At 32.0% G+C, this 24,673-nt stretch carries 25 protein-coding genes and 1 pseudogene; 10 read left to right on the top strand and 16 right to left on the bottom strand.

Going from position 1 to position 24,673, the window contains the following annotated elements; genetic code table 11:
• The 4 genes from AAGD29_RS06220 to AAGD29_RS06235 are packed head-to-tail and all read left to right on the top strand — an operon-like array spanning position 1 to position 2,080.
• The gene (locus tag AAGD29_RS06220) at positions 1 to 567 is read left to right on the top strand and encodes a hypothetical protein (protein WP_341757486.1); all 567 of its coding nucleotides are present in this window, start codon (positions 1 to 3) and stop codon (positions 565 to 567) included.
• Positions 568 to 616: 49 nt separating this feature from the next.
• Complete coding sequence (locus tag AAGD29_RS06225) at positions 617 to 835, top strand: conjugal transfer protein TraD (RefSeq protein ID WP_341757487.1); 219 nt, start codon at positions 617 to 619, stop codon at positions 833 to 835.
• Positions 836 to 1,012, top strand: a complete 177-nt coding sequence (locus AAGD29_RS06230) for a hypothetical protein (protein WP_341757488.1) — start codon at positions 836 to 838, stop codon at positions 1,010 to 1,012. It begins immediately after the preceding gene.
• 27 nt (positions 1,013 to 1,039) lie between these two features.
• Entirely contained in the window at positions 1,040 to 2,080 is a 1,041-nt protein-coding gene (locus tag AAGD29_RS06235; protein ID WP_341757344.1) for an IS630 family transposase, read from the top strand.
• Positions 2,081 to 2,179: 99 nt separating this feature from the next.
• On the opposite strand, the gene AAGD29_RS06240 is transcribed toward AAGD29_RS06235, so the two are convergent.
• The 10 genes and pseudogenes from AAGD29_RS06240 to AAGD29_RS06290 all read right to left on the bottom strand — a co-directional run bounded on the left by AAGD29_RS06240 (position 2,180) and on the right by AAGD29_RS06290 (position 13,599).
• A complete protein-coding gene (locus tag AAGD29_RS06240; protein WP_341757489.1) occupies positions 2,180 to 2,389 on the bottom strand; it encodes a hypothetical protein in 210 nt (69 codons plus the stop codon).
• Positions 2,353 to 2,724 carry an IS630 transposase-related protein gene (locus AAGD29_RS06245; RefSeq protein ID WP_341757490.1) on the bottom strand — a complete coding sequence of 124 codons (372 nt, stop codon included), beginning with the start codon at positions 2,722 to 2,724 and terminating at the stop codon, positions 2,353 to 2,355. Before AAGD29_RS06245 ends, AAGD29_RS06240 begins: the two co-directional genes overlap by 37 nt.
• 1,340 nt (positions 2,725 to 4,064) lie before the next feature.
• A protein-coding gene (locus AAGD29_RS06250; RefSeq protein ID WP_341757491.1) for an IS5 family transposase occupies positions 4,065 to 4,828 on the bottom strand; the annotation gives its coding sequence in 2 pieces (ribosomal slippage) (positions 4,065 to 4,493 and positions 4,496 to 4,828; 762 coding nt in all).
• A gap of 78 nt (positions 4,829 to 4,906) precedes the next feature.
• A pseudogene (locus AAGD29_RS10300) lies at positions 4,907 to 6,005 on the bottom strand (IS256 family transposase); the annotation flags it as partial.
• A gap of 448 nt (positions 6,006 to 6,453) precedes the next feature.
• Positions 6,454 to 6,966 (bottom strand): methylated-DNA--[protein]-cysteine S-methyltransferase, encoded by a 513-nt coding sequence (locus AAGD29_RS06265; RefSeq protein WP_341757494.1) that lies wholly within the window; start codon positions 6,964 to 6,966, stop codon positions 6,454 to 6,456.
• 1 nt (position 6,967) lies between these two features.
• The gene (locus tag AAGD29_RS06270) at positions 6,968 to 10,207 is read right to left on the bottom strand and encodes an FAD-dependent oxidoreductase (protein WP_341757495.1); all 3,240 of its coding nucleotides are present in this window, start codon (positions 10,205 to 10,207) and stop codon (positions 6,968 to 6,970) included.
• A gap of 235 nt (positions 10,208 to 10,442) precedes the next feature.
• On the bottom strand, positions 10,443 to 11,219 hold the full coding sequence (locus AAGD29_RS06275) for an ABC transporter permease (RefSeq protein ID WP_341757496.1): 777 nt from the start codon (positions 11,217 to 11,219) through the stop codon (positions 10,443 to 10,445).
• Complete coding sequence (locus AAGD29_RS06280) at positions 11,219 to 11,956, bottom strand: ABC transporter ATP-binding protein (protein ID WP_341757497.1); 738 nt, start codon at positions 11,954 to 11,956, stop codon at positions 11,219 to 11,221. The genes AAGD29_RS06275 and AAGD29_RS06280 overlap by 1 nt, the downstream gene beginning before the upstream one ends.
• A gap of 70 nt (positions 11,957 to 12,026) precedes the next feature.
• Positions 12,027 to 12,347 (bottom strand): thioredoxin, encoded by a 321-nt coding sequence (trxA, locus tag AAGD29_RS06285; RefSeq protein WP_341757498.1) that lies wholly within the window; start codon positions 12,345 to 12,347, stop codon positions 12,027 to 12,029.
• A 397-nt stretch (positions 12,348 to 12,744) separates the two neighbouring features.
• Positions 12,745 to 13,599, bottom strand: coding sequence for a pyruvate, water dikinase regulatory protein (locus AAGD29_RS06290; protein ID WP_341757499.1), 855 nt, complete (start codon positions 13,597 to 13,599; stop codon positions 12,745 to 12,747).
• Positions 13,600 to 13,993: 394 nt separating this feature from the next.
• Between AAGD29_RS06290 and hemE the strand changes: the two genes are divergently transcribed.
• The 3 genes from hemE to hemJ all read left to right on the top strand — a co-directional run bounded on the left by hemE (position 13,994) and on the right by hemJ (position 16,717).
• Complete coding sequence (hemE, locus tag AAGD29_RS06295) at positions 13,994 to 15,013, top strand: uroporphyrinogen decarboxylase (RefSeq protein WP_341757500.1); 1,020 nt, start codon at positions 13,994 to 13,996, stop codon at positions 15,011 to 15,013.
• Entirely contained in the window at positions 14,991 to 16,079 is a 1,089-nt protein-coding gene (gene hemH, locus AAGD29_RS06300; RefSeq protein ID WP_341757501.1) for a ferrochelatase, read from the top strand. The genes hemE and hemH overlap by 23 nt, the downstream gene beginning before the upstream one ends.
• A gap of 200 nt (positions 16,080 to 16,279) precedes the next feature.
• Complete coding sequence (hemJ, locus tag AAGD29_RS06305; protein ID WP_341757502.1) at positions 16,280 to 16,717, top strand: protoporphyrinogen oxidase HemJ; 438 nt, start codon at positions 16,280 to 16,282, stop codon at positions 16,715 to 16,717.
• A 374-nt stretch (positions 16,718 to 17,091) separates the two neighbouring features.
• Here hemJ and AAGD29_RS06310 read toward each other — a convergent pair whose 3' ends face one another.
• Positions 17,092 to 17,256: a guanosine polyphosphate pyrophosphohydrolase gene (locus AAGD29_RS06310; RefSeq protein ID WP_341757503.1), complete on the bottom strand. Its 165-nt coding sequence runs from the start codon at positions 17,254 to 17,256 to the stop codon at positions 17,092 to 17,094.
• Positions 17,257 to 17,404: 148 nt separating this feature from the next.
• Positions 17,405 to 18,295: an IS982 family transposase gene (locus tag AAGD29_RS06315; protein WP_341757504.1), complete on the bottom strand. Its 891-nt coding sequence runs from the start codon at positions 18,293 to 18,295 to the stop codon at positions 17,405 to 17,407.
• Between the two features lie 149 nt (positions 18,296 to 18,444).
• Here AAGD29_RS06315 and AAGD29_RS06320 point away from each other — a divergent pair, with 149 nt between their 5' ends.
• The gene (locus tag AAGD29_RS06320) at positions 18,445 to 20,397 is read left to right on the top strand and encodes a primosomal protein N' (protein WP_341757505.1); all 1,953 of its coding nucleotides are present in this window, start codon (positions 18,445 to 18,447) and stop codon (positions 20,395 to 20,397) included.
• A gap of 377 nt (positions 20,398 to 20,774) precedes the next feature.
• On the opposite strand, the gene AAGD29_RS06325 is transcribed toward AAGD29_RS06320, so the two are convergent.
• Complete coding sequence (locus tag AAGD29_RS06325; protein WP_341757506.1) at positions 20,775 to 21,200, bottom strand: hypothetical protein; 426 nt, start codon at positions 21,198 to 21,200, stop codon at positions 20,775 to 20,777.
• Positions 21,188 to 21,472 carry a hypothetical protein gene (locus AAGD29_RS06330; protein ID WP_341757507.1) on the bottom strand — a complete coding sequence of 95 codons (285 nt, stop codon included), beginning with the start codon at positions 21,470 to 21,472 and terminating at the stop codon, positions 21,188 to 21,190. Before AAGD29_RS06330 ends, AAGD29_RS06325 begins: the two co-directional genes overlap by 13 nt.
• A 157-nt stretch (positions 21,473 to 21,629) precedes the next feature.
• On the opposite strand from AAGD29_RS06330, the gene AAGD29_RS06335 reads away from it, so the two are divergent.
• A complete protein-coding gene (locus AAGD29_RS06335) occupies positions 21,630 to 21,977 on the top strand; it encodes a hypothetical protein (RefSeq protein ID WP_341757508.1) in 348 nt (115 codons plus the stop codon).
• On the opposite strand, the gene AAGD29_RS06340 is transcribed toward AAGD29_RS06335, so the two are convergent.
• Entirely contained in the window at positions 21,974 to 23,011 is a 1,038-nt protein-coding gene (locus tag AAGD29_RS06340; RefSeq protein WP_341757509.1) for an IS630 family transposase, read from the bottom strand. The genes AAGD29_RS06335 and AAGD29_RS06340 overlap by 4 nt on opposite strands.
• A 136-nt stretch (positions 23,012 to 23,147) precedes the next feature.
• On the opposite strand from AAGD29_RS06340, the gene tnpB reads away from it, so the two are divergent.
• Positions 23,148 to 23,501 (top strand): IS66 family insertion sequence element accessory protein TnpB, encoded by a 354-nt coding sequence (gene tnpB, locus AAGD29_RS06345; protein ID WP_341757307.1) that lies wholly within the window; start codon positions 23,148 to 23,150, stop codon positions 23,499 to 23,501.
• Here tnpB and AAGD29_RS06350 read toward each other — a convergent pair.
• The gene (locus AAGD29_RS06350; protein ID WP_341757510.1) at positions 23,498 to 24,607 is read right to left on the bottom strand and encodes an IS66 family transposase; all 1,110 of its coding nucleotides are present in this window, start codon (positions 24,605 to 24,607) and stop codon (positions 23,498 to 23,500) included. The two genes, tnpB and AAGD29_RS06350, sit on opposite strands and share 4 nt — an antisense overlap.
• Positions 24,608 to 24,673 lie beyond the last annotated feature (66 nt).

Consider the following 24,673-nt stretch of genomic DNA (forward strand, 5'->3'; position numbering starts at 1 on the left):
ATGGAGATGAATAGGAACATAAATATAAGAAGTGATAACGAATTTAGCAAGAAACAAATTGTTGTTTTACTAGTGTCTATCTTACTTGGGGTTGGAATTGGTTGGCTTGGGTTTTTGTTATTTGGTGATATTGGTAATCAATGCAAGATTATGTATGTATCACAAAAAGAAATATTAAAGCTAGAAAAAGAAAGGGTAAGTAAGGAATTAGAAGAAGCAAGAATAAACCAACAACCAAAAGAGAGCAATTTATTTTTTGGCCAAATTAATCAGGCAATAGAACTAATAAACGAGGAAGCCCAAAAATATAAAGATAAAAGAACTAAAGTAATATTTGCAGCTGATGAATTTATTACGGGAGAAGGAGTGATATCAATAAGCAGGCAAGTACATCAGAATGTAATAGAGAATTTAGCAAAACTAATCAGTAACCTAAAGCAGGATGATTTAGGGGATGATTCAAAAGGAACAAATATTAAGAAACAGCAAAAACTATCAAATAACAACCAATTAAACAATAAATTAGAGAGATTAAATGTACGAAAAAATTCAGTATCCGTTTTATAACAAAGCAAACAGAGACAATATGAATACATATAACAATTACAAGTATAGTATGAATAATCAAAGTACTAATTATTTAGAACGCAAACAAGATGCTAGAAAAAAGATTATGCTGGGTGGGCTGATAATAAAAGCAGGATTAGATTACTTGCATCCAAAAGATGACCAAGCTCTGTATGGCATGTTGCTAGTTAGTAAAATGGTACTTGCTAGTAAACCAGAGATACTTGAGCAATGGAGAGAAATTGGTAAAGATTTAAAGAAAATATAAATGAAACGAATACTAACAATGATTTTAGTAATTCTACTACCACAAATAACTATTGCTAAGGATTTTGGCATATATGGAACAATTTTTGAGGTTAAAGAAGAAGGATTTTTAGCAATGATCGAAAGAAAACTAAAATTAGTTGATATACTACTCATAAATGAAGAGTTGCAAAGATAGGAGAGATATTATAAAGTTTAGGACATTATGAGTAAGAATGTATTGACAGAAGAACAAAGAGAAAAGTTGAAGGAACGTCATAAGACAGAACGAGATGGACGCATACGTGATCGTATTAAGGCAGTTTTGATGTATGACGATGGGTATAGTAATGTAGAGATTGCTAAGGTACTACTCTTGAGCCACGAAGCGATAAGAAAACATATTGTTGATTATCAAAAAGCCAATAAGCTTAATACCGACAATGGGGGTAGTGCAAGCAAATTAAGTGATGGTGAGAAGACAGAATTAGTGACTCACCTAGAAGCAAATAATTATGTTTATGCGAAAGATATTATGCATCACATTGAGAACAAATATGGTGTGACATATACGATAACGGGAGTAACAAAATTACTATACAAACTGGGATTTGTTTATAAGAAGCCGAAAATAGTACCGGCTAAGCTGGATTTTGACAAGCAAGAATTATTTAAGTTAAACTACAGTTTGCTAAAAGGGAATCTCAGAGATAAGGAAGCTATATATTTTATGGATGGTGTTCATCCTCAGTATCAAGCAAGGGCAAGGTGTGGTTGGATAAGAAAGAACCAAGATAAAACCTTACCAACATTCAGTGGCTGGAAAAGAAAGCACATGATTGGTGCTATTAACCTAGCCGATTTGCAGTTAGTAAGTACAGAGAACCCCAAAATAAATGGGGAGCAGATAGTTAATTTTTTACAAAAGTTAGAAGAGGAGAATAGTGACAAGGAGAGAATATATTTAATCTGTGACAATGCTAGTTACCACAAATCCAAGAAAGTCAAGGAATACCTAGTAAATACGAAAATAGAGCTAGTATTTTTGCCACCATATAGTCCAAATCTGAACCCAATTGAGAGATTATGGAAGTTTATGCACCGTATTACAACTAATAATAAATTTTATCATAATTTTGAACAATTTTCGGAAGCAATAAACAAATTTTTTAGCAACATCGGTGATTATAAAGATAGGTTACGTACCTTAATAAACGATAATTTCCAAACTATTACCGTTAACCATTTCTGCAACTCTTCAGGTTAATTGAGTATATCTATTTTTTTAGCCATAATTTTTCCTTGTTTAAGTTACTTTTTTTACAGTACTCTCTTACTGCTTTTTTTGCAACTTACACAAACTATATTATAGACTCACCAAACCAGCTATGATATTAGTTCTTTGATACTGTTTACCACTTTTTTGTCCTAGCAACAATTCTCCTATCTTACCCCAACCTCTATCTTGGCAAATAGTCCTATCTATACCACTTTCATCAAGATATACTATTTGCTCTTTGTCATATTTACTGACCTTTTCTAAATATTCAGATCGTTTCTCTGCACTTGCTTCCAAATAGCTAAAGGTTTTTTTTTATAACTATAGCCTAACTTCTTTAATATTCTTCCAACTTGAGTGCCTGTAATCCCAAATTTCTTACCAATATCTTTTAGCGTAATATTTGAATTATTTTTGACAAAATCTTCTAATTGTTGCTTGTCAACTTTACTTTTAAATCCTAATCTTACTTTTGCTAATATTGTTCCTTCTTTTTTCTTCCTTACCTTCCAACGACTAATTGTATTCTCGTGTATATCAAATATCTTAGCAGCAGATCTTTGACTATTACCTTTTTCTATATAATTTATTACTTTTTCTCTTAAATCTCGACTATATGGGCTTGTTGACATTTTTTCTCTTATTTATATCATATAAACTCATCTAATTCAATGTGTTTCACTATATATATCTATTATATTGTGTGGTGGAAATTTTTTTCGAGTTAGGTTGAATATTTTGGCCTATTGAGTTATGGTTTGTTTCAGATTGCTTTGAAGATTTTTGTTGGTTAGAGTCGTCACTAGTTTTACGGAAACTGACAAAATTTTTAAGAAGTTTGATACATTGAATATGAGGACATCTCATATTATGTATAATCAGAATGGTTGAATAAAAATCAATTAAACCACTGTCTTTCAGTTCTAACAGACATTGTTTTACCCGTTTTTGACCAACTCCTAGCTCTTGTTGGAAGAAAAGAAAGCCTTCCCGTAATTCTTCTACTGGTCTATCCCTCTTGTTATCAAATTGTAGACGAGAAACTATCAACGACAAAAGTTGACGAGAAGTTGTACTTAATCGCTTCCCACAATTGTTAGTAAGATTTCGCCACTCAGGTGGGATAAAATTACCTACTATATTATAAAAGATGGTATCAGGATTTTCAACTAAGCTGTCGGAAAAATTAACGTTTTTGTCATATTTCCCCCCTCAAAACACTCGTTAAAAAGAAGATTTTTTGAGGGTCGTATTCCGGCAACTTTTGTGAAAAAACGGCATGGAAGTAGCATACAAAACTTTGAGAAGAATCATAAGAATTTCTTAAGATTATGTAAGCCGTATCAGGAAGTGGTCGGAGCAGAGAGATTTGAACTCCCGACCCTCTGGTCTCAAACCAAGGGGGCATGATTCTTGACTTAATTACTTTTTTTATTAAAATTAACATTTAATACCTCCTTTTTAGTCATTAAAACCCTAATATTTATAAGATTTCTTCATTTACTCAAACTTTAAGATTTAAAAGTATCTAAATTTAATATGTTTGTCAATCTGTCATAAGAATTAAGGTCATTTTTCTTAAAACATAGCATATAATTAGCATGAGAAATGCTACTTCTTCCTCCATATTTTCATTGAAATTGTTATTAATATAAACAAAAAAAATTAATAATTAGAACAAATGAGTCAATACTTAAAATTGAAAATTAATATTTATAAATAAAACAGTTTAATACTTGAAAACAAGAAAATAAATTAAGACTTGCTTTGTTTTTATTGACGCTATTTAATCATCTATTAAGTCAATCTGAAATTAACTATCTATCTAACTTTTGAAACGATAAAGTGGCTTAGGTTATATTAATTATGCAATAACTTAAATAAGAGGGTAATATGGCAACCTATTCATTTAATTTTACTAAAGAAGCTATAGATAAAATTGCTTACCCTAAAACCAAACTAGGGTGTGTCATCAATTGAGCCAAATTACCATGGAAGCCATATAAACAGCACCCAAAAAGTTCTGAGATGTTTTGTCATATCGTGTTGCAATAGCTCTATATTGCTTCAATTTTGCAAAAAAGTTCTCAATCAAATGCCTAGCTTTATATAGGTCCTTATCATACTTAGCTGGATTCACACGATTCTTCTTTGGGGGAATCACAGCTATACATCCCTTATCTTTCAGCTTATCTCGCATACGTACATCGGCATCATAAGCCTTATCAGCAAGTACAGCATCCGCTTTCGTCAATTCATTCATCAAAACATCCGATCCTTGTAAATCATGAGCTTGATCCGGGGTAAGATGGAATCCCGTTGGATTCCCTAGAGCATCACATGTGGCATGGATTTTAGTACTCAGCCCCCCTTTACCTCGTCCAATTGCTTGGTCATCATCTAACTCTTTTTTTTAGCACCAGCACTATGTTGATGAGTCCTAACAATGGTTGAATCAATCATGGCATACTCGTTATCAGAATCTTCAGCCAGCATCTCAAAAACCTTTTTCCACACACCTGTCTTGCTCCACCTTGAATGACGTAGGTGAATCACTCGAAAATCTCCAAAACGTTCAGGTAGGTCTCTCCAAGGTATACCAGCCCTATATCGATACAAGACTGCTTCTACAAATAGGCGATTATCCTTGGCTGTTACACCAACAGACTCTTTCCTTCCAGGTAGGTTATCTTTAATCCGATCCCATTGATCGTCACGTAGAGCATATCGACGCATAGAGAAAATTTATCCTTAATTTTTTCTCTATTACACAACAAACAAACACTCCTGTCAACTTAATTGATGACACGTCCTAGTAAAAGCTCCTTTTGTTTTAGTATATTTTCTGACTTGACGGTGAAAACCCTCAATCGGATTGGTGGTATAAATCAGCTTTCTAACCTCGCCTGAATACTTAAAATAAGTTGCTAGATTATCCCAATTTTGTTGCCAAGATTTAATAACCATCGGATATTTTTTACCCCATTTTTCCTCAAGTCGTAGCAGGTTATATTCTGCCACATCTCTACTTTCTGCTTGGTAAATCATCTTTAAATCTACCATAAATGATTTCTGATCTTTGCTAGCTACATGCTTTAAAGAATTACGAATTTGATGTACTATACAAAGCTGTATTTCAGTTTTTGGAAATACTGTATTAATGGCTTCCGGAAAACCTTCTAGCCCGTCAATACAGGTTATTAATATATCTCTCATACCACGTGTTTTTAAATCGTTAAGAACACCTAACCAAAAATGTGATCCTTCTGATTCACAAGCATAAAATCCTAGAATATCCTTATGACCATTTTGGTCAATCCCCATAATATTATAAACAACTTTAGTTGTTACTTTGTTATCTTGTCTAACCTTAAAAAACATAGCATCAAGAAAAACTATCGCATACATCGCTTCAAGTGGTCTACTTCGCCATTCATTTAATTGCGGCATCAGCTTGTCGGTAACAGATGAAATTGTAGCAGCTGATACCTCTACACCATATTATCTCTTGTAGGTGTCCAGCAATCCCTTCGTAAGATGTCCCAAGAGCATAAAGAGCTAATATTTTATTATCCAGCTCCTCATTTAAAATAGTTTGTCTTTTTTTAATCAATTGTGGTTCAAAACTACCATTACGGTCTCTTGGTGTTTCAAGTTCGAAGGAACCTGTAGCCGTCTTCATAGTCTTAGTATTAATGCCGTTTCTACGGTTACTACCTTGTTCCAAACTATTTTCTAGTAAGTGAGAATCCATTTCACCTTCTAGGGCAAGCTCCGTAAAATCTTTCACTAAAGACGTTAGCAGTCCACTTGGACCAAGTAATGGCTTGCCTTGGTATAGTCCTTGTATGATCTCCATACATTTATCTTGATTAAGTATTTGTGATACTTTATCTAGTTGAATTGGTTTCATTGCTTTACTCATGTCAAATTTCCTATTATTTTACGCGAAGAACATGTGGATAAGTTGATAGTAACTTATCCACATTCTTCGCTATTTACAACATCAATAATCTTTATTTTATATATTTAAAAGATTATCTTTTTCTATTTGACACAGTTAGACGAACATTCCCTAAAAATTACAATGATTTTAGAAAATTCTATCTGAATTTTAACCAAAATTAACTAATTTTTTTATGTGGTTAGGGGGGGCAATAGTTTATTACAATAGGGGGGCAAAAGATGATTACAATTTACACTTTATGTTTAACTAATACTTGATTATATCTACTTTTTTACTTATGAAAATCCTCTAAAACCACCTATACCTTCTAACTTTCGACAGTTGTGACCTACGATCCCTGAAGACGACAACGCAATTCTTGATTTTTATCAAGTATAGTACATTCTCGATGCAATCATATCCTTAAACAGCCTTCTTCTAATTCTAAAAGTTTTTTCTTGAGTTCAAGTCCTCCAGCGTAACCAGTTAGTCTACCATCAGTACCTATAACCCTATGACATGGCACTATAATTGACAAAGTGTTGCGTGCCACAGTGTTTGCTACTACACGTACAGCTTTAGGAGCAAATATTAAATTTGCAATATCCTTGTAACTCATCACTCTAGCATATGGGATGGCAGAGATGGTGGACCATACTTTCTCCTGAAAATTAGTCCCCGTGAAACGGTAAGGTACGGTAAATTCTTTTCTAGTACCATTTATGTATTCTGTTAGCTCTTGGTAAGTTTGATCGAATATACTGGAATTTTGCTGCTCATGATAGCTACTATCTAAAATTGGCATATGTTTTTGCCCTACAAAATATAAACCTGTTAAGAAGTTCCCATCTGATACCAATAATATATTCAAATCATTTGAGTATATTAGAGCAATTGGTAAGTCTATATATCTATATATTTTTGTCATTTTAATTTTTTTCTTGGAGAGAGTTTTGTTCTAAACGACTTTTAAACCCTGGGAAGTCAACTATTTTTGCATCTTGATCTTGGCAAGCACAAGTAAAAATATATTTCCTTTCGTCTGTAACTTTCTGAATGCATTGTCCGCAAATACCTTTCATCATACACTGCATAGGAGAATTAAGACTTACTATTAATTGAGTTTTATTACCAAAAAAATCATCTTTTATATCTCTTATAGCTTCCATCATTTCTATACTACCCGCAGCTATTATTCTATCTATGCTCAAATTTTTCCAAAGGTAACAATGCCCCATTATAGCATACACCAAATCGCCCTTAACACTAATATCTTCCGCCCTATTTTTTGATAAAATACCTTCTTCACAACACCAAACTACTATATCGGCTGCTTCTTCTATTCTCTCTTGATAGAACCTATCTTGTAAATTTTTATAACCAGCAAAATATATAATTTTACAATTATTATTTTTAAGAGCCTTAGCTATTGAGCATAAAACTGCATTTCCAACTCCTCCACCAACAAGCACTACATTGCTATCCTTTAATATCTCAGTTGGCTTACCACTAGGTCCCATTAGTACTACTAGTTCATTTTGCGATAAATATCTACATAACTTACTTGATTTACCATTTTGCCAAACTATTAAATGAATTAACCCTTTTTCTGCATCAACATAAGCTCCAGTGACAGCCAATGGTTCGATAATTTTTGAAATATCACTAGAATAATTTTGTAAACGGAAAAATTGCCCCGGTTGAAAATTTTGAGCAGCGAGAGGAGAATGTATTACCAGCTCTACTATCTTATAAGATAGTATATTAATCCGTTCGATACGGCTAGCTAGTAAATAATCTAGTTTAGCGAAAAAATCTAGATTATTACCAAAAAAACTTGGTTTATTTTTGATAAGTTTTGTCCCAATAAACTTGTACCCCTCTTTACTACTTGCTAAGGCTTTAACCACACTTCCAGAATATTGAGGATTACAATCACCAAAATATGTTATACTCAAATCATTTGAGTATATGTCTTCCAAATAACTATTATCTTTATGCGTACCTATTGCCATAAGTACAGTCCTTACCTTAAATTTTTTCCTTATACCTAAATTATCAAATTCTATTGATTCAGCGTAAGCATACTGATCAACATCAATGCCTAAAGGTATCATATTTTCAGCAAAATTTACACCTGCAGCCATAGCATACATAATTTCTTCAGGATTTAACTTGTAGGCAGGAGAATCCTTTAACTTTCCTCTATAACAAATTGTTACTCCACCTAGTTCATCTAAGATTTTCTTTATAGATTCTTTATTTTGTGCTTGCCTAAATAATTTTGCATGCGAGATAAATTCTTCGGCTATTAATTTGTCCTCATCTGTCCAATTTTGTTCTGTATGATTTTTCCCATTCTCCTCAACTGACAATTCATACTTCTTTAGAAATTTTTCTACTTGTAACTTATAATAATTTAAACTTTCAGTTGCTGCATCAATGGAGGTCAGTCCCCCACCAATGATAATAATAGGCATCCTAATAAGCAAATTAGTGTTAGATTGTTCTAAAAAAGCTCCTCCTGATTGTAAGGTCATTAAAAAGTCGGAGGCTGTTTTTACACCTTTTGCAAGAAAATTTTTCATTTGGGCGATTTTAGGCTTACCAGCTCCAATACACAAGGCAACATGGTCAAATCCTAAATGAAATACCTGCTCCATAGTTATATTACTATCTAAACTTACACCACCAAAAAGCTTAAAATGACTGTTTCTCTCCAATATCAGACGTAATATAGTTAAATTATTTTTATCCCACCTTGCAGTAATACCGTACTCGGCTACTCCTCCAAAACCTTCAGGTATTTTTTCTGATAAGTTTTTTTTATAATCAGACCAATATTTAATAGGCTTGTTAATATCAAAAGGTAATGGGGTGATTTTTAAGCCATCTATAGCTACTACAGTATGTCCGTCTCGTAATAAATAATGGCTTAAACTAAACCCAGCTGGTCCTTGACCCACTACTAAAACTTTGTAATTAGTTGGAGGCTTTGGCATCAGAGCAAAAATGTTAAGTGGATTCCAATTGGTAAGTAATAAATATATTTCCACCCCGTAAGGTAGAAGTAAAGTAGTTTCCAAAATATTAGATTCAACAAGAGGAATATCTACAGGTTCTTGCTTTTGATAAATGCAAGCATTGGAACAATCATTACAAATCCTATGACCAGTAGCAGCTACCATTGGATTATCAATGACAATAATAGCAAGAGCAGCTAAATTGAATCCTTTGGACTTTACATAATTCATCTCAGAGATTTTCTGCTTCAGCGGACAGCCCGACTTTGATAGCGTAGTCGGTAGTATATTCGCAGAATCATTCGAGTATAACCCTTTAGAACACGAGTCTTTTCCCTGTTTATGACAGTAGATACAATAGTGAGTAGCATTTAAGACTGTATCTAGGCTAGGGTTAATGTCATCCCTTTGTATCCCACTATCATCCTCACGTAGGCGGGGATCTAGATCCCCGCTTTCGCAGGGATGACATTGAGTGGAATTTAAACAATCAAACCCTACTCTTACATGTTTTTTATATTTAGCTACCTTATTAAGATCTATTAAATTATCTTTACCTATTTTATTTGGTAGAGAAAATAATATACTTTCAGATTCATTAGATCTCCTTTGAAACTCTATTTCTGCAAGAGGTCTATTATAAACCATGAAGGCAGCATATTTTGCTGCTATATCTAACTCAAAAGCATATTTTTCATCATCTAATTGCCATTTTATTACTTGACGAGCAAACTTGCCTTGAGTAAATTCCCCTCCTAAAAGTTTTTCTAGAAAAATTGATACACTATCGAAATCAATCTCTTTTAGTGTCTCAGGAGGATATTTTTTTACTGCAATACGCTGGATGAACTTTCTCTTACATTCATAAATTACATCAAACTCTTTATGACTAAATCTTAGATTGGCTATTTCTTGTTCAATACCAAATAACTTAGCTAGAAAATCATCAAAAACAGGCGAAATTTCTAATAAAAAATCTGAGTAATATTTTTGATCAACTTGATCGGGATTAGCCCTTAATGATAAAATAATTTCATAAAGAGAATAACTATGGCTACGCAGAAAATTTAAAAAAATTTCATCTAATTTTTTTAGACCTTCTAATTTATTTAAATCTACAAAATCTAAACCGAAAGCAAGTGTCATATAGCTAAAACTCGATAATCAAATTTTTTTCTGAAGGCTAAATTCATGGCAGTTTATGTCATCCCAGCTTTCGCTGGGATCTAAAATATCTACAACCCTGTCTATGCTATTTCTTCAGATTCCCGCCGTTGCTAAGAATGACATCTTCTCTGCTTCTTTTCATGACTTTTAAACTGTCCTGAATTATATAACTCAATAAAAACTTGGTCATCGAGTAAAACCTTCTTTAGGTTAACTATATATAATATATGACATTTTTAGAAAAAAATCTGTAACCAAGATAACTGAAAAATGACACAATAACAGCTACAATAAAGGATTTTATAATCATAAATACATCTGGCAGCACTCCTTCTATTACTAAGAATTGAACTGGTCTTATGACAAGAAAAATGGGGTTAATTTCAAAAAATATTTTCTTTGATTCTGGTACCATAGAATATGGGTACACTATTGGTATAGTCCAATATGCAACATTCAAAATCAAATTTAATATCTGTGGAACATCACGTATATAAGGGGTTAAAAATGCAAAAGCAATAGAACTACTAATCACAGAAATAACCAGTGGTAACACAAGAATTGGTACAAAAAGTATATATATACTAAATTTTTCGGGATATAAAATGATAAAAGCTACATACATAGCTACAAACGAATAAATTAGGGTATAAACTTGTATTAAACTATCCGATATAGGAAAGATAGTCCTAGAAATTATTGCCTTTTTTATAATACCACTACGATTAATTAATGAATTTGATGATATATTTAAGCTGCTAACAATAAATGTCCATAACGGTAAACCACCAACTAGGTTTATAATCATTGCTTCTCTTGGTATCTTAAGTACCAATCCAAAAAAATATGAAATGATCATTATATGCACAAAAGGCTGAACTAAACCCCATAACGAACCTAAAAAAGAATCTTTATTTTGACGAGATATAGAAGCTTGGGTTAATAACACCACTGACAACCAGTATTTCTTGGAAAAAAAATACTTTATCATTAATAATTCCCACTATTATAAATTTTTAGTATTTCATTTGGATTACCGTCTGCGATAATACTACCTTCTTTTAATAACACACATCTATTGCAATTCTCCTTAATAATATTTTCTTGATGACTTACTAATATTAAAATAGGTATATTTTGTAACTTGTTTTTCATAAAATTGGTCGACTTCTCAATAAAATGACTATCACCAGCAGCAAAAACTTCATCTAGCAAAAGAATATCTGAATCTTGAAAAGCCGATACAGAAAAAGCCAATCTTGATAACATACCAGAGCTATAATTTTTTACCGGTAAATCTATTTTATTCCCTAGCTCAGAAAAATCTATGATTTCTTGTTCCAATTCTTTACTGTATTTACCTAACATATTATTATAAATCATGAGCATTTTGATATTTTCTCTGCCAGTTTGCTCTAATTCAAAACCTACTCCCATCTCAATAATGGCAGCAAAGTTACCATGAACTTTAATTTTTCCAAACTTTAATGGGTAAATTCCAGCAATCACCTTAAGTAAAGAACTCTTACCTGAACCATTGCTACCAATAAAGGCAATTTTTTCGCCTCTTTGACAGGAAAGATTTATGTTATTTAAGATAGGAATTGACGAAGGAAAAAGTTTACCTCCTTTAATAAAAAAGTGTCTTAAACTTTCTACTCTTTGTTGGTTATTGATTCCTTCTACACAACCATCAGATATCTCTATAGATACTAGTTTAGATGTCATATATTAAAACATGAGTTATATTTTACTGAAGAGTTAATCACCTCAATTCAGGATAAGAATTAGTTAATTCTTATCCCGAATTCGCTTTAATCCATTCTTCAATAATATTTTTGGGGAATACTCCAGTCTTAGTAGCTAGTTGTTTTCCATCTTTGAACAAAATCATTGTAGGTATACTACGAATACCTAAACTTGAAGGTATATTGGGATTTTGATCTATGTCCATTTTAACAATTTTTACTTTGCCCACTAATTCCTTACTTAATTCTTCAATAATAGGTGTTAACATTTTACACGGTCCGCACCATTCAGCCCAAAAATCAACTAATACAGGTGTAGTGGACTCTAAAACTTCTTTGTTAAAAGAATCATCTGTTATATTACTTGCCATAATCTCTTATTTTTAATATTGTTTTAACAATTAACCTGAGTTCGATGTAACAGGCTTGATGTCACCCCTACGAAAGCAGGGGTCTTAAAAAAATTCTACAGCCCCTCTTTTGTCTATTTCTCTAGATCCCTGCTTGCACAGGGATGACATCGCTTTTAGCTAAAACCTTTTCGGGTTAACTATATAATCATACTAAGTAAAATTCTTATTGTAAATGACTGCTTTAAGTTTACTTAAAAATGTTAGTATACCAAGGTGCAAGTTTTATTAACTTAAGTAGCCTTGGTGTCATCCCTGCGAAGGCAGGGATCTAAAATATCTAACAACATTATCCATGTTATTTTTTTAGATTCCCGCCGTTGCTAAGAATGACATCAGTCCTTAAGGACTATTATACTTACTTAAACTTGCACACTTGGTTAGTATCTAAATTGTTAAGAACATGTTTCTTACGATCATAATAAAGTTTCATAGCTACAGCAGCGGTTTCTTCTACAGATCTTCTTGAAACATCAATTATTGGCCACCCTTGTTGCTCGCAAATTTGTTTTACTTGCATACATTCTTCTTGGACTATTTTAAAATCTGTATAATTGGTATTATCGCTCATCTGTAACGAATGCATTCTAGTTTCTCTTATTTCAATTAGCCGAGTTGGGTTAATAATCAAACCAATTACAAGCTGTTTTGTAATACTGCCTAAAAGATCTAAAAACGGATAACCATGAATATAAGGCACATTTGCTGTTTTAAATCCATGATATGCTAGATATACAGAAGTTGGAGTTTTTGATGTCCTAGAAGGACCAATCAGAATAATATCAGCTTCGTCTAATTCACTAGTCATCTGACCATCATCATGTCTAAGAGTATAATCAATAGCATGAATCTTATCAAAATAACCTTCATCAAATTTATAATCATAAACTAAACTTTCTTCTGTTTCTACACCTAAAAAAACTGAAATTTCTTTTACAATTCTACCTACAACAGAAATACAAGGAATTTTTAAATCATAACAAAATTTAGTTAAATTTCTTCTTAGTTCATGATCTAAAATAGTGTATAATACAATGCTTGGTTTCATCTTGATCTTTTTCAAAACCTCATTTAATGATTCTGCATTTCTTAACATTGGCCAATGATACAATTTTGACTCAATTTTGCTAAATTGTGACAAGGCAGTATTAGCTGCATGTTTAACTGTTTGCACTGAAGAGTCTGAAACTAAGTGAATAATCAGCTTATTCATAGTTTATTAGTCTTTGTGGATAATTTTTTATTCATATTTTAATCTCTATATTAAAAGTAACCAATAACTACTTATACATATCCCGTATATAGAGGTTAATAACCTCTATAATTTAAAGAATAATTTTGTGGATAATTTTGTGTGTAAAATGCTAGATATCTAATATCCTTCACGTTTTCTCATTCTACACACATAAACCACTATGAATTATCCACTAAAAAAATAATCCTATGAATAATGTGAGTAATAATTATAATCAATAAACCTTACTAGTAATTTAGCAATAAAAAAAATGTGTATAACTATGTGTATATATAATTAATCTACATATTAACAATGTCTACATCAACTAAAAAAATATTATATAATATTATAAATTATTATGGATTATTTCATGAATCAGCTTTTACAAACTTTTAAGAAAAAAAATAATCTTGTACCTATTTGGTTAATGCGTCAAGCTGGTAGATATTTACCTGAGTATCAAAAAATAAGAAAAACTGTTAGTGGTTTCCTAGATCTATGCTATAATGTTGATAAGGCTGTAGAGGTGACTTTACAACCAATAAGAAGGTATGGCTTTGATGCTGCTATAATTTTTTCTGACATTTTAGTTTTACCTGATGCACTTGGCTGGGATGTAAAATTTGAAGAAAATACAGGACCAATATTACGTAAATTTCAATCAAAAGAAGATTTTAAATATCTTGAAGGAAATTATAATGGAAAACTAAATGTAATTTATGAAATAATCAATAAAACTAAAGCAAATTTGCCAGTTGATACTGCATTGATAGGTTTTGCCGGTAGTCCTTGGACGGTAATGACTTATATGCTTGAGGGAAGAGGCAAACAAAGTTTTGAAACAAGTAAAAAATTTATTTATGAAAATAATAACTTAGCACAAGAACTTCTAGACTTTATTACTGAAAAAACTATTATTCATTTAAAGGAACAGGTAAAAGCTGGGGCAGATTTAGTACAATTATTCGATTCATGGGCAGGGATATTAGAAGAAGCAGAATATGATCAGTTTATAGTACAACCAACAAAAAAAATAGTAGTAGCTTTAAAAGAACAGTTTCCATGTTTACCGATTATAGGTTTTCCAAAAGGCTCTGGACTTTTATATGAAAAATATATTAGTAATACTGGAGTGGATGTTATTGGGGTAGATCAGTTTGTACCAGCTAGTGCCATGAAATTATGGAGTGAGAAAATTGTTGTACAAGGTAATTTAGACCCATTTATATTGCTTACTAATAAAGAAATTATCGCAAAAAAAGTAAGTAAAATAATTGCAAATTTTAAAGAAAGAAATTTTATATTTAATCTAGGACATGGTGTTTTACCAAATACACCAGTTGAAAATGTTGAGTTTTTAGTTAATTATGTTAGAGAATTTAAATACTAAAATACCTCAAAAAAAAATAGCCATAGTACTTTTTAATCTTGGTGGACCAAATAGCTTAAGCTCAGTTAAACGATTTCTATTTAACTTATTTTATGATAAAGCAATTATTAACCTGCCAAATCCCCTAAGGTTTATTCTTGCTAAGATAATATCAATTACTAGAAATAAAAAATCTCAGAAAATATATTCTCTAGTAGGTAATAATTCGCCTATTTTACAAGAAACAGAATCTCAAAAAGCTGCTATTACAGAGAAGTTAAAACAAACTCTGAATGAGGATTTTAAGATTTTTATAGCAATGCGTTATTCTTATCCTGATTCCAAAGAAGCAGTAAGAAAAATAAATGAGTATAACCCTTCAGAAATAATATTGTTACCATTATACCCACATTTTTCTAGCACCACTACTGGATCTTCTATTAAAGATTTTATATCTTCTCTTTATAAAAATAAAAGTGAGGATTCCCAACATATTAAAACTGTTTGTTGTTACCCTATCGATGACGAATTTATTGAAGCTCATTTATCATTAATAAAGCAATCATTAAAAAAATTGAAAAACAAAAAAAGTTTTCGTATACTATTTTCAGCTCATGGTCTACCTGTAAAAATAATAAAAGCAGGAGATCCATATCAGTGGCAGATTGAAAAGACTGTAGAAAATTTGGTGTCTAAGCTTAGTATAGATAATTTAGATTATAAAATAACTTATCAAAGTCGTGTTGGTCCAGTGGAATGGCTTAAACCTAATACAGAGGATGAAATTGAGATAGCGGGCAAAGAAGATAAATCTCTTATAATAGTCCCAATAGCATTTGTATCAGAACATGTTGAAACATTGGTAGAATTGGACATTGAATATAGAAAGATTGCTGGTAAGTACAAAATAGAATATATTAGGACTCCTGCTCTTGGAACAAATAAATTGTTCATCAATAGCATAACTAAAATGGTATCAAATTTAGTTAATTACGGTTTCGATACAAAAGATTTGATATGTAGTTCAATTAATAAAAGAATATGTCCTTATAATTTTACTATGTGTCCTTGTAATTTAAAAAACTAAGTAATGGAGTATCAACTTAAGTAGTCTCGATGTTATGCATAGGCATTGTCCATGTGGATCACTAGTATGTCATCCCTGCGTGGGTAGGTATCTATAATATCTAATAGTCTTTAGACTATTTTTTTAGATTTCCGCCGCAGCTCGAATGACATCGAGGCTGCTTAATTTGACACTCCCATAAGACATTGGAGGTAAAATTAATGGCTAGTTATTATTTATGGTTTAAAGCATTCCATCTTGTATCAGCAATTTCTTGGATGATAGGTTTACTATACCTACCAAGATTATATGTCTACCACACTAAAGTTGTAGTAGGTAGTGAAACTGACAAGATGTTTCAGTTAATGGAAAGCAGGTTACTCAGAATCATTATGAATCCGGCTATGATCAGCACTTATACCTTAGGTATAATTAACAGTTATATATACGGATTAGTAGCTTTAGGAACATGGTTTTACGTAAAAATGACAGCAGTTCTAGGTATCACTATTTTTCATGGTTTATTAGCTAGATGGAGGAAGAATTTTGTTGACGGCAAAAATAATCATTCTGAAAGATTTTATCGTATCATTAATGAAGTACCAGCACTATTGATGATAGTGGCTGTTGTTATGGTAATTGTAAAACCATTTGATTAATATATTTTTCTGCTTTATTATTTATATTACTGATTTCTAATCGTGACGCATATAACAATATGGGTGATGTCACCCCTGCGTAGGCAGGGGTCTAAAGTATCTAATAGTCTTCTTGGCTATTTTTTTAGATACCTGCCTACGCAGGGATGACATAATGGCGAGTAGGAGTTGTAAGTTGTGAATTCGGCTAAAAATTTTAATAAATGCTACATCATCTTTTCTGTCAGTTTTGTATCCTCGATAGTATCATGCAGTATACTGGTAACAATCATGTCAGTTCTGAAATATCTTGGAATTTCTGATGCTGCATATTCTGCTACCATATATGCTACTTCAATCGGATGCGAGTAATAGGGTTCGCTAGACTGCCGCATCTAGCTGCCGTGATATTTTTTGGCATAATAAATAGCTTTTTTAACTTCATCAATATCTATTGGTCGGTTTACTTCCTCATTTATCTTACAGATTTTGTTCAGTAACCTAGTAGCATATTGACAAAATTCATACTTTGAGTTGTCCCAATAGTTAATATCTTCCATAAAAAATCATAATATTTTAAATCGCTATACAAGTTAAACTAAAAATTAGAATATTACTAGGAATTATTATATTTTTTTGAAAAAGATGAATATTTTTGCATTTTGTTGTTGTTTATCTATTAGTGCTTCTGCTAATTAGTGTATAACGTCAATTCGGGATAAGGATATTGAGAACATGTAGATTAAAATCAAATTTTGTTGAAGGTTTATTTTTCTTTAATGAATAAGCAACAAGAGTAGATAATATATGGACAAAGGCATTTATTGGTGATCTATGTCTAGTATGTTCAAGGTTCATTTTATTTTTTAGATAATCAAAAACTGTTTCAATTAAGTTACGCTTTCGAAGTAAGATTTTTTCTTTCAAATCCATTAATTTATTTTCCATATTCTTCTTAATTCCATGAATCATTTTTAAGCCTCTTTCATATAAATTTAAGAACAAATTTTGCTTAATATAACCTTTATCAGCTGCTATAATTCCAGTTAATCTTTTTGTTAACTCCGGTACTGGAACCCTATCATCTACATTGCCTTTGGTCACTTTTAATGCCATAAACTCCCCTTTATTATTGATTATTACATGTAATTTAAAACCATAAAAATACCCCATAGAGGATTTACTATGTTTGGCTAATCCTTTAAAAACTTTATTGCTATAACACCTTTTATTGTGACAAGCTTTAATCGTTGTAGAGTCAATAAAATAAATACCTGTTTCCTCACCAAACAACAAATGAATCAACATATTTAGCGGTATGAATAATCGTGCCATTAATTCAACAAATCTATTATAACTCAAGGCTTTAGGGAAATCATCCTTATGCATGCACTCTATATAACTTTTATAGAAAAATTTAAAATTCTTAGCATAGGATGTATGAAACATAATTATTATTGTTAACATTTCACTTAAACTCATGCTACAACAGCGATTTCTCTGCTTATTTGATGGTAATAACTTTCTCTGTTCATACTCCAAATAAATTTTACAAAAATCATCTATAAAACTATATAATTCTGTGATATCTTTTTTCATGCCTGTAGTTTGTTTTTTTGTTTAAAAATATAAATACTGCAGGCACTCCTTTTTGACAATCCTTTTATCTATTACTATTTCATCTATATCTTATCCCAAACTGACGTGTATAGTAATGGTATACTCAAATGACCTGAAAATGAATTTCAATGCAAGTTGCCAAAATATTATTGCCATTAGCTAAGCTTTTTCCGTTGGATTATTTAATTCCAAATGAATTAAAATTAGCTATAGGAGATTTAGTAGTTGTCCCCTTTAGGAATAAAGAATTAACGGGTATAGTTTGGCAATTAGATACTGAAGTTTCAGAGAACACTAATAAAATTAAATCTATTAAACAGAAAGTGCCACTTGAATTTAGGTTTAATCAGGAAATATTAGATTTAATTAAATGGGCTGCTAATTATTATATGACTTCACTTGGTTCGGTTGCCAAGTTGGCTTTGCCTATCGATATTGCCCAGCAACCTATAAAAATAAAGCATCAAGAATTAAACAAAGATTTTATTTTGCCAACTCTTTCAGTAGAGCAACAAGAAGCACTTTCTCTATTAAGTCAATCGGATAAACCATCAATTATTAAGGGAGTAACCGGATCAGGTAAAACAGAAATTTACTTTCATCTATTGGCTGATTATTTGAAGCAAGGTAACCAAATATTGATAATGTTACCAGAAATTGCTTTAAGTCAGCAAATTATAAATCGTTTTACAGCACGCTTTGGCTTTCAGCCAGTAATATGGAATTCTGTGGTTACTAAAGCTCAGAAAAAGATGATTTTAAGAGGTTTGCTCAACAATGAGATTAAAGTTATAATTGGTGCTAGAAGTAGTCTATTTCTACCGTATAGTAATCTTGGATTAATTATTATTGATGAAGAGCATGATAGTTCTTATAAGCAAGATGATGGTATATTATATAATGCTCGCGATGTGGCGGTATTGCGGGGAAGCTTATCCAAAACAAAAGTAGTATTATGCTCGGCTACTCCGTCTATTGAAACAATTTATAACGTAAGTACCAATAAGTATCAATTAATTGAATTGTCAAATCGTTACCGGGAGGCGACTTTGCCAGAAATTCAAATAATTGATATGAAAAAGGAGAAATTATCAAAAAATTCTTACTTATCTAAGGAGTTAATAGCATTAATTGGTAAAAAGCTAGCAAGCAAAGAGCAGGTGTTATTATTTTTGAATCGTAGGGGCTATGCCCCTTTGATGTTATGTAAACTTTGCGGTTATCGTTTTACTTGTAATTCTTGCTCTGCTTGGTTAGTGGTACATAAATCTAGCAAAAAACTTGAATGTCACCATTGTGGTTATCAAAGTAGGATTCATATTTTTTGTCCTGATTGTCGGGAAGAAGATTCTTTAACTGTTTGTGGTCCTGGGATTGAAAGAATTGAAGAAGAAACTAGGTATCTTTTTCCCGATAATAAAATTGCGGTAATTAGCAAAGATTATGCCCAAAAACCTGAAAAGATCCGCGAATTACTATATAAAATGGAGCATTCTGAGGTTGATATTCTAATTGGTACTCAGATGATTACTAAAGGTTATCACTTTCCTAACCTTACTTTAGTAGGTGTTGTTGATGCTGATCTTGGGGCTATTGGTGGTGGAGACTTGCGGTCAAGTGAACGCAATTATCAACTACTTCACCAAGTAGGAGGTAGGGCAGGAAGAGAAGATAAAAAAGGTCTAGTATTAATGCAAACTTATTATCCAGATAATGCTATATTTAGTTATATAAAAAATGGAGGAGATCAGTTTTTACAATATGAACTTGAAACAAGGCAAGCAGAGAATATGCCTCCTTTCACCAAAATGGCATCAATAATTTTGTCTGGGAAAAATGAGCATAAAGTGCTTGAAATATCCAAAACTCTAGTTGCAATTGCACCAAAAAGTTCAGCTAGAATACTCGGACCATCTAGTGCATTAATGTTTAAATTAGCAGGAAAGTTTCGCTACCGTATTCTAATCATAGTGGATAGGAAATTTAATTTACAAAAATTTTTACAAACATGGTTAAGTTTAATCAAAATCCCTTCTTTTTGTCATTTGAAAGTGGATATAGATCCTAAGAGTTTTTATTGATATTACTCTCACGATTATTCAAGTAAAAGCTTTAGCTTAGTACTACAGTTGTAGTTATGTCATCCCCGTGAAGGCTTTGCCCGTGTGGATCACTAGTATGTCATTCCCGCTGCGGTCAGGAAGCCATAATATCTAATATCCTCAGTTCGATATAAGCACCAAACAAAATGCTGTGCATTATGTAAAAACATAAACAAACTGTTGGTGGTGAGCTATGGTAAAAATAAAACCTTCTTTCAAACCAGTTTGTTAGGAGCTAACACTTGATACCGAGCGATCAAGTTCATAATGGAAGAAACAAAAAAGTAAAAAGTGCATGAAAATCAATATGTTAGCTAGCTGTTTCTTGGAAGCTCCACCACTTGAAGCTCTGCTATCTAGATTTGATAAAGCTCCAGCCACTTTTTTAGCTTTTCTAAATTTCGTTGGAACTTTAATATGGTTACGTTAAAATTTTTGTCAACAGAACCTAGTAAATTATCAGCTAGTGCTTGTATTTTGTTAAGTTCTTTACGCAAAGATTGAGTAGTTGTTTCTAACTTAGCCATTAGTTTGTCTGCTTTTTTTTCCATTTTAGCAGATTGTTGTTTTATTTTACTAAGTTCAGGGGATTGTTTTATTACTGGAGTTAAACCTAATTTTTTATAACCACCACATATTTTTACAATAGAATCTAACTCTTCTAATGCTTTACTATTTATATCGTCTGTTTTTTCTTGCTTATATGCTGCTGCATAGGTAGTAAAATGTTGTGTCACTAGCTTGCTTACTAAAGTAGGATATTGTTGAGCTAGTTGTTGCAATGATTTTCTTTCTTGATTTCTAGAATTAATTGCCGATTGTAACTTATCTGAGATTTCTTGCTGAGGAGTAAGATCATGGATTGTCTTAAGGTCTGCTGCCTGTGTTGCTCAAATAATTGCCGATTAGCAGCAGTATTATGCTTGGAAACGTACTGTAGCCCTTGTGATTCCATCTCAGCTTGTTCTTTTGCTAATTGATAATGCTCAACTGTTTTCTTTAATGTTTCTTCGGCTAATGTTTGTCTATCATGATGATCGTATACTTGCAGCAAAACTGCATAACTTTATCTAATTTTTTTGCTAGTATGAATTTTTATACATTTGGGTTCCTACTATGCAAATACCATCAATTACTCCTAACAAACTGGTTTGAAAGAAGGTGTTATTTATCATAGCTCACCACCAACAGTTTGTTTATGTTATTACATAATGCTTAGCATTTTGTTTGGTGCTATTGAGCAAGTAGCTCAGCAATTTAAAGCCTGGCGTCAAACTAAAACTAACAAGTTTGATCCCATACCAAACCATCTAAAGGAATTAGTTCACCAATTACTCCATCATTATTCTTACCAAGAGATAGCTAAACATCTTAATATTAATAAAGCAACAATTAGTTCAATTAAAAAAGCCCATGAACCTACCCTCAAAACTTCTCCTGTCTCAACTTCAAATCAAGCTCTACAACAAAATATTAATTTTGTCCCATTTCAACTAGTAAATTCTATAGCTACTGATCCTGTAGCTGCCCCCAAACAAAATTACTATATACTCAATTAACCTGAAGAGTTGGCAAAATGATTAAAAGTTATAGTCTGAAATTGGTCAGTTATAAGAGTAAGCAAATTACCTTTGTATTTATCAATATTACCAAAAAATCTATCTATAGCTTCTGAGAATTGAGCAAAATTATGGTAAAATTTATTATTTGTTACAATTCTATGCATAAATTTCCATAATCGTTCAATCGGATTAAGATTAGGGCTATAGGGAGGTAAAAATACTAATTCTATTTTGCTATTTACTAGATACTCCTTTACTTTCTTTGACTTATGATACCCAGCATTATCACAAATCAAATATATCTTCTCTTTATTAGGATTTTCTGCTTCTAATTTTTGTAGAAAATTGATTATATAATCACCGTTTACTTTAGGATTATCTGTGCTAACTAATTGCAAATCAGATAAATTAATTGCTCCTATTAAATGCTTCCTTTTCCAGCCACTAAATGTTGGTAAAGTTTTATTTTGATTCTTTCTGATCCAACCATAACGGGCTTTTGTTTGATACTGAGGATGAACGCTATCCATAAAATATATAGCTTCTTTAGCCTTGAGATTACCTTTTAACAAACTATATTCTAGCTTAAATAGTTCTTGCTTATCTACATCAAGCTTGCCGGGTACGATCTTTGGCTTTTTATATACAAAGCCTAATCTCCTTAATAGCTTTGTTACTCCTGCTATTGTATAGGCAACACCGTATTTTTTTTCTATGTAATTGCTGATATCTTTGGCATAAACATAATTACATATTTCTAAATGCTCTATTAACTCTTTCTCTTCTAGCTCACTTAGCTTACTTGCACTACCACCGTTAGCTGTCTCTAATTTATTAAATTTTTGATAATCTCTTACATGCTTTCTTATAGCTTCTTCACTTAACAGCAATGCTTCTGCTATTTCTCCATAGCTCCAACCTTTATCATACAGTAAAACTGCCTTAATTCGGTCACATACTCTCCTATCTCGTTCATTACCATGACGTGACTTCAGTACCGTTCTTTGTTCAGATGTTAAAATATTTCCCATAATCATATTCTAGCTTCTTTCTTCTCTTCCTTCAACTCTTCATTTACGAGCAGTATACTTGTCACATTATTGAACCAAATGGTACCAAGCTTATTATCCAAACACTAGAGCTAAAAACCATAATTCAGACATTTCTATGCTGCAACTAACCCCGGCGTCAGTTATTTTTGTTGCCACTATTGCCATCGATTTTCGCAAGGGTATAGATGGCTTAATCGCTGTTTGTAGACAAAAACTTTCTTCTGACCCTCTTAATGGTTCCTTGTTTTTATTCTATAATAAAAACAGAACTGCCATTAAAATTTTGTCCTTTGACGGTCAAGGCTTTTGGCTATGCTCTAAACGCCTATCCAAAGGTAAATTTACCGCAAAACTCTTCCCTTCTGATAATTTATCTTATCAAATTTGCCATAGAACCTTATACATTCTTATTCATAATGGCGATCCTAGTTCTGCCAAACTCTCTAATGATTGGCGTTCTGTCATTTAAGCTGCTGTCTTGATTAATTCCGTATTATTCATATATCTTGCATAGGAAAAAGGGGTATAATTCGCAGGATGCTTCTTTGCTTTGCTACTCTGCTCTTGTAGCCAATTTAAATATTTAAAGGCATTGATCTCATTCTCACTACAAGTCTTTACTATACTATATAGACCACTATGTACCTCAGCACTATTGATTGTTTTAAAGAATAATGAATTCTTCCTTTGTAAAATAATGGTACGCAGTACTCTCTCAGCCCAATTATTATCAAGACTGCTAACTGGAATTTTTAAAAATTGGGTCAAACCTTCTTTATTATTTAACCAATATCTCATAGCTTGTCCAAGCCTACTATTAGGCTCAACTTTCTTGTCGTTAAATAATTCGTCTATTTTGTCATATATGTTTTCTATATATTTACTGCTATGTTCCTGATGGTACTCCAGTTTTTCTTCAGGACTCATCTCTTTACATTGATGTTCATTGTGGTAAATCCCACGTGTTTGTCTGAGAAAATATCCGCATTCTTCAGGGTAATATAGTTCATTCTCTGTAAATTTTCTCTGACCATGTGACAAACAATTGATCATCACTATTATTGCCAGTAATTCTTTACCTGATTCTGATAATACCGGGTTATTATTGTTACTTGCGTCAGTCATTAATTGGATAGAATCTGTTCTATTCTTACGATTCTTTAGTACGTTACCAATATTCTCCCCGCCATGCTTATTACCAGTAAAATATAAAACTATCACCTCATTATTTGTAGTCTTAGCACATATAGTAGTAGTATAACAGCTGCGTCCTTTCTTATTTTGAGTACGTAATTTTTTATTGGCTATAGTAATTTCTAAAATCCTAGCTCTAGTATCATCAAGGTTCAGTGAACTACATTCGGCAGCCATTTCCAATAATACCCCGTAAATCTCAATTCCACCACCTTCTTGCCAAACATCTAAATATTGTTGCCAAAGCGAGCTATATGCTACAGGAACTCCGCTTAAACTTTGCAGCCTAGATAAACGGTAGAAAGGAGTACCATAGGTCTTTTGTAACACTATTGCACTTCTGCTACTATTTGTCCATTTGTTGATATTTTTATTGTTCATAACTCTATAATCGCAAGCATTACAGCGTAGCGTTTTCTTTACATATCTGTTAACTGTAATTGGAGC

The organism is Candidatus Tisiphia endosymbiont of Ditula angustiorana (assembly GCF_964026425.1).
In the GTDB taxonomy this organism is placed as follows: Bacteria; Pseudomonadota; Alphaproteobacteria; order Rickettsiales; family Rickettsiaceae; genus Tisiphia.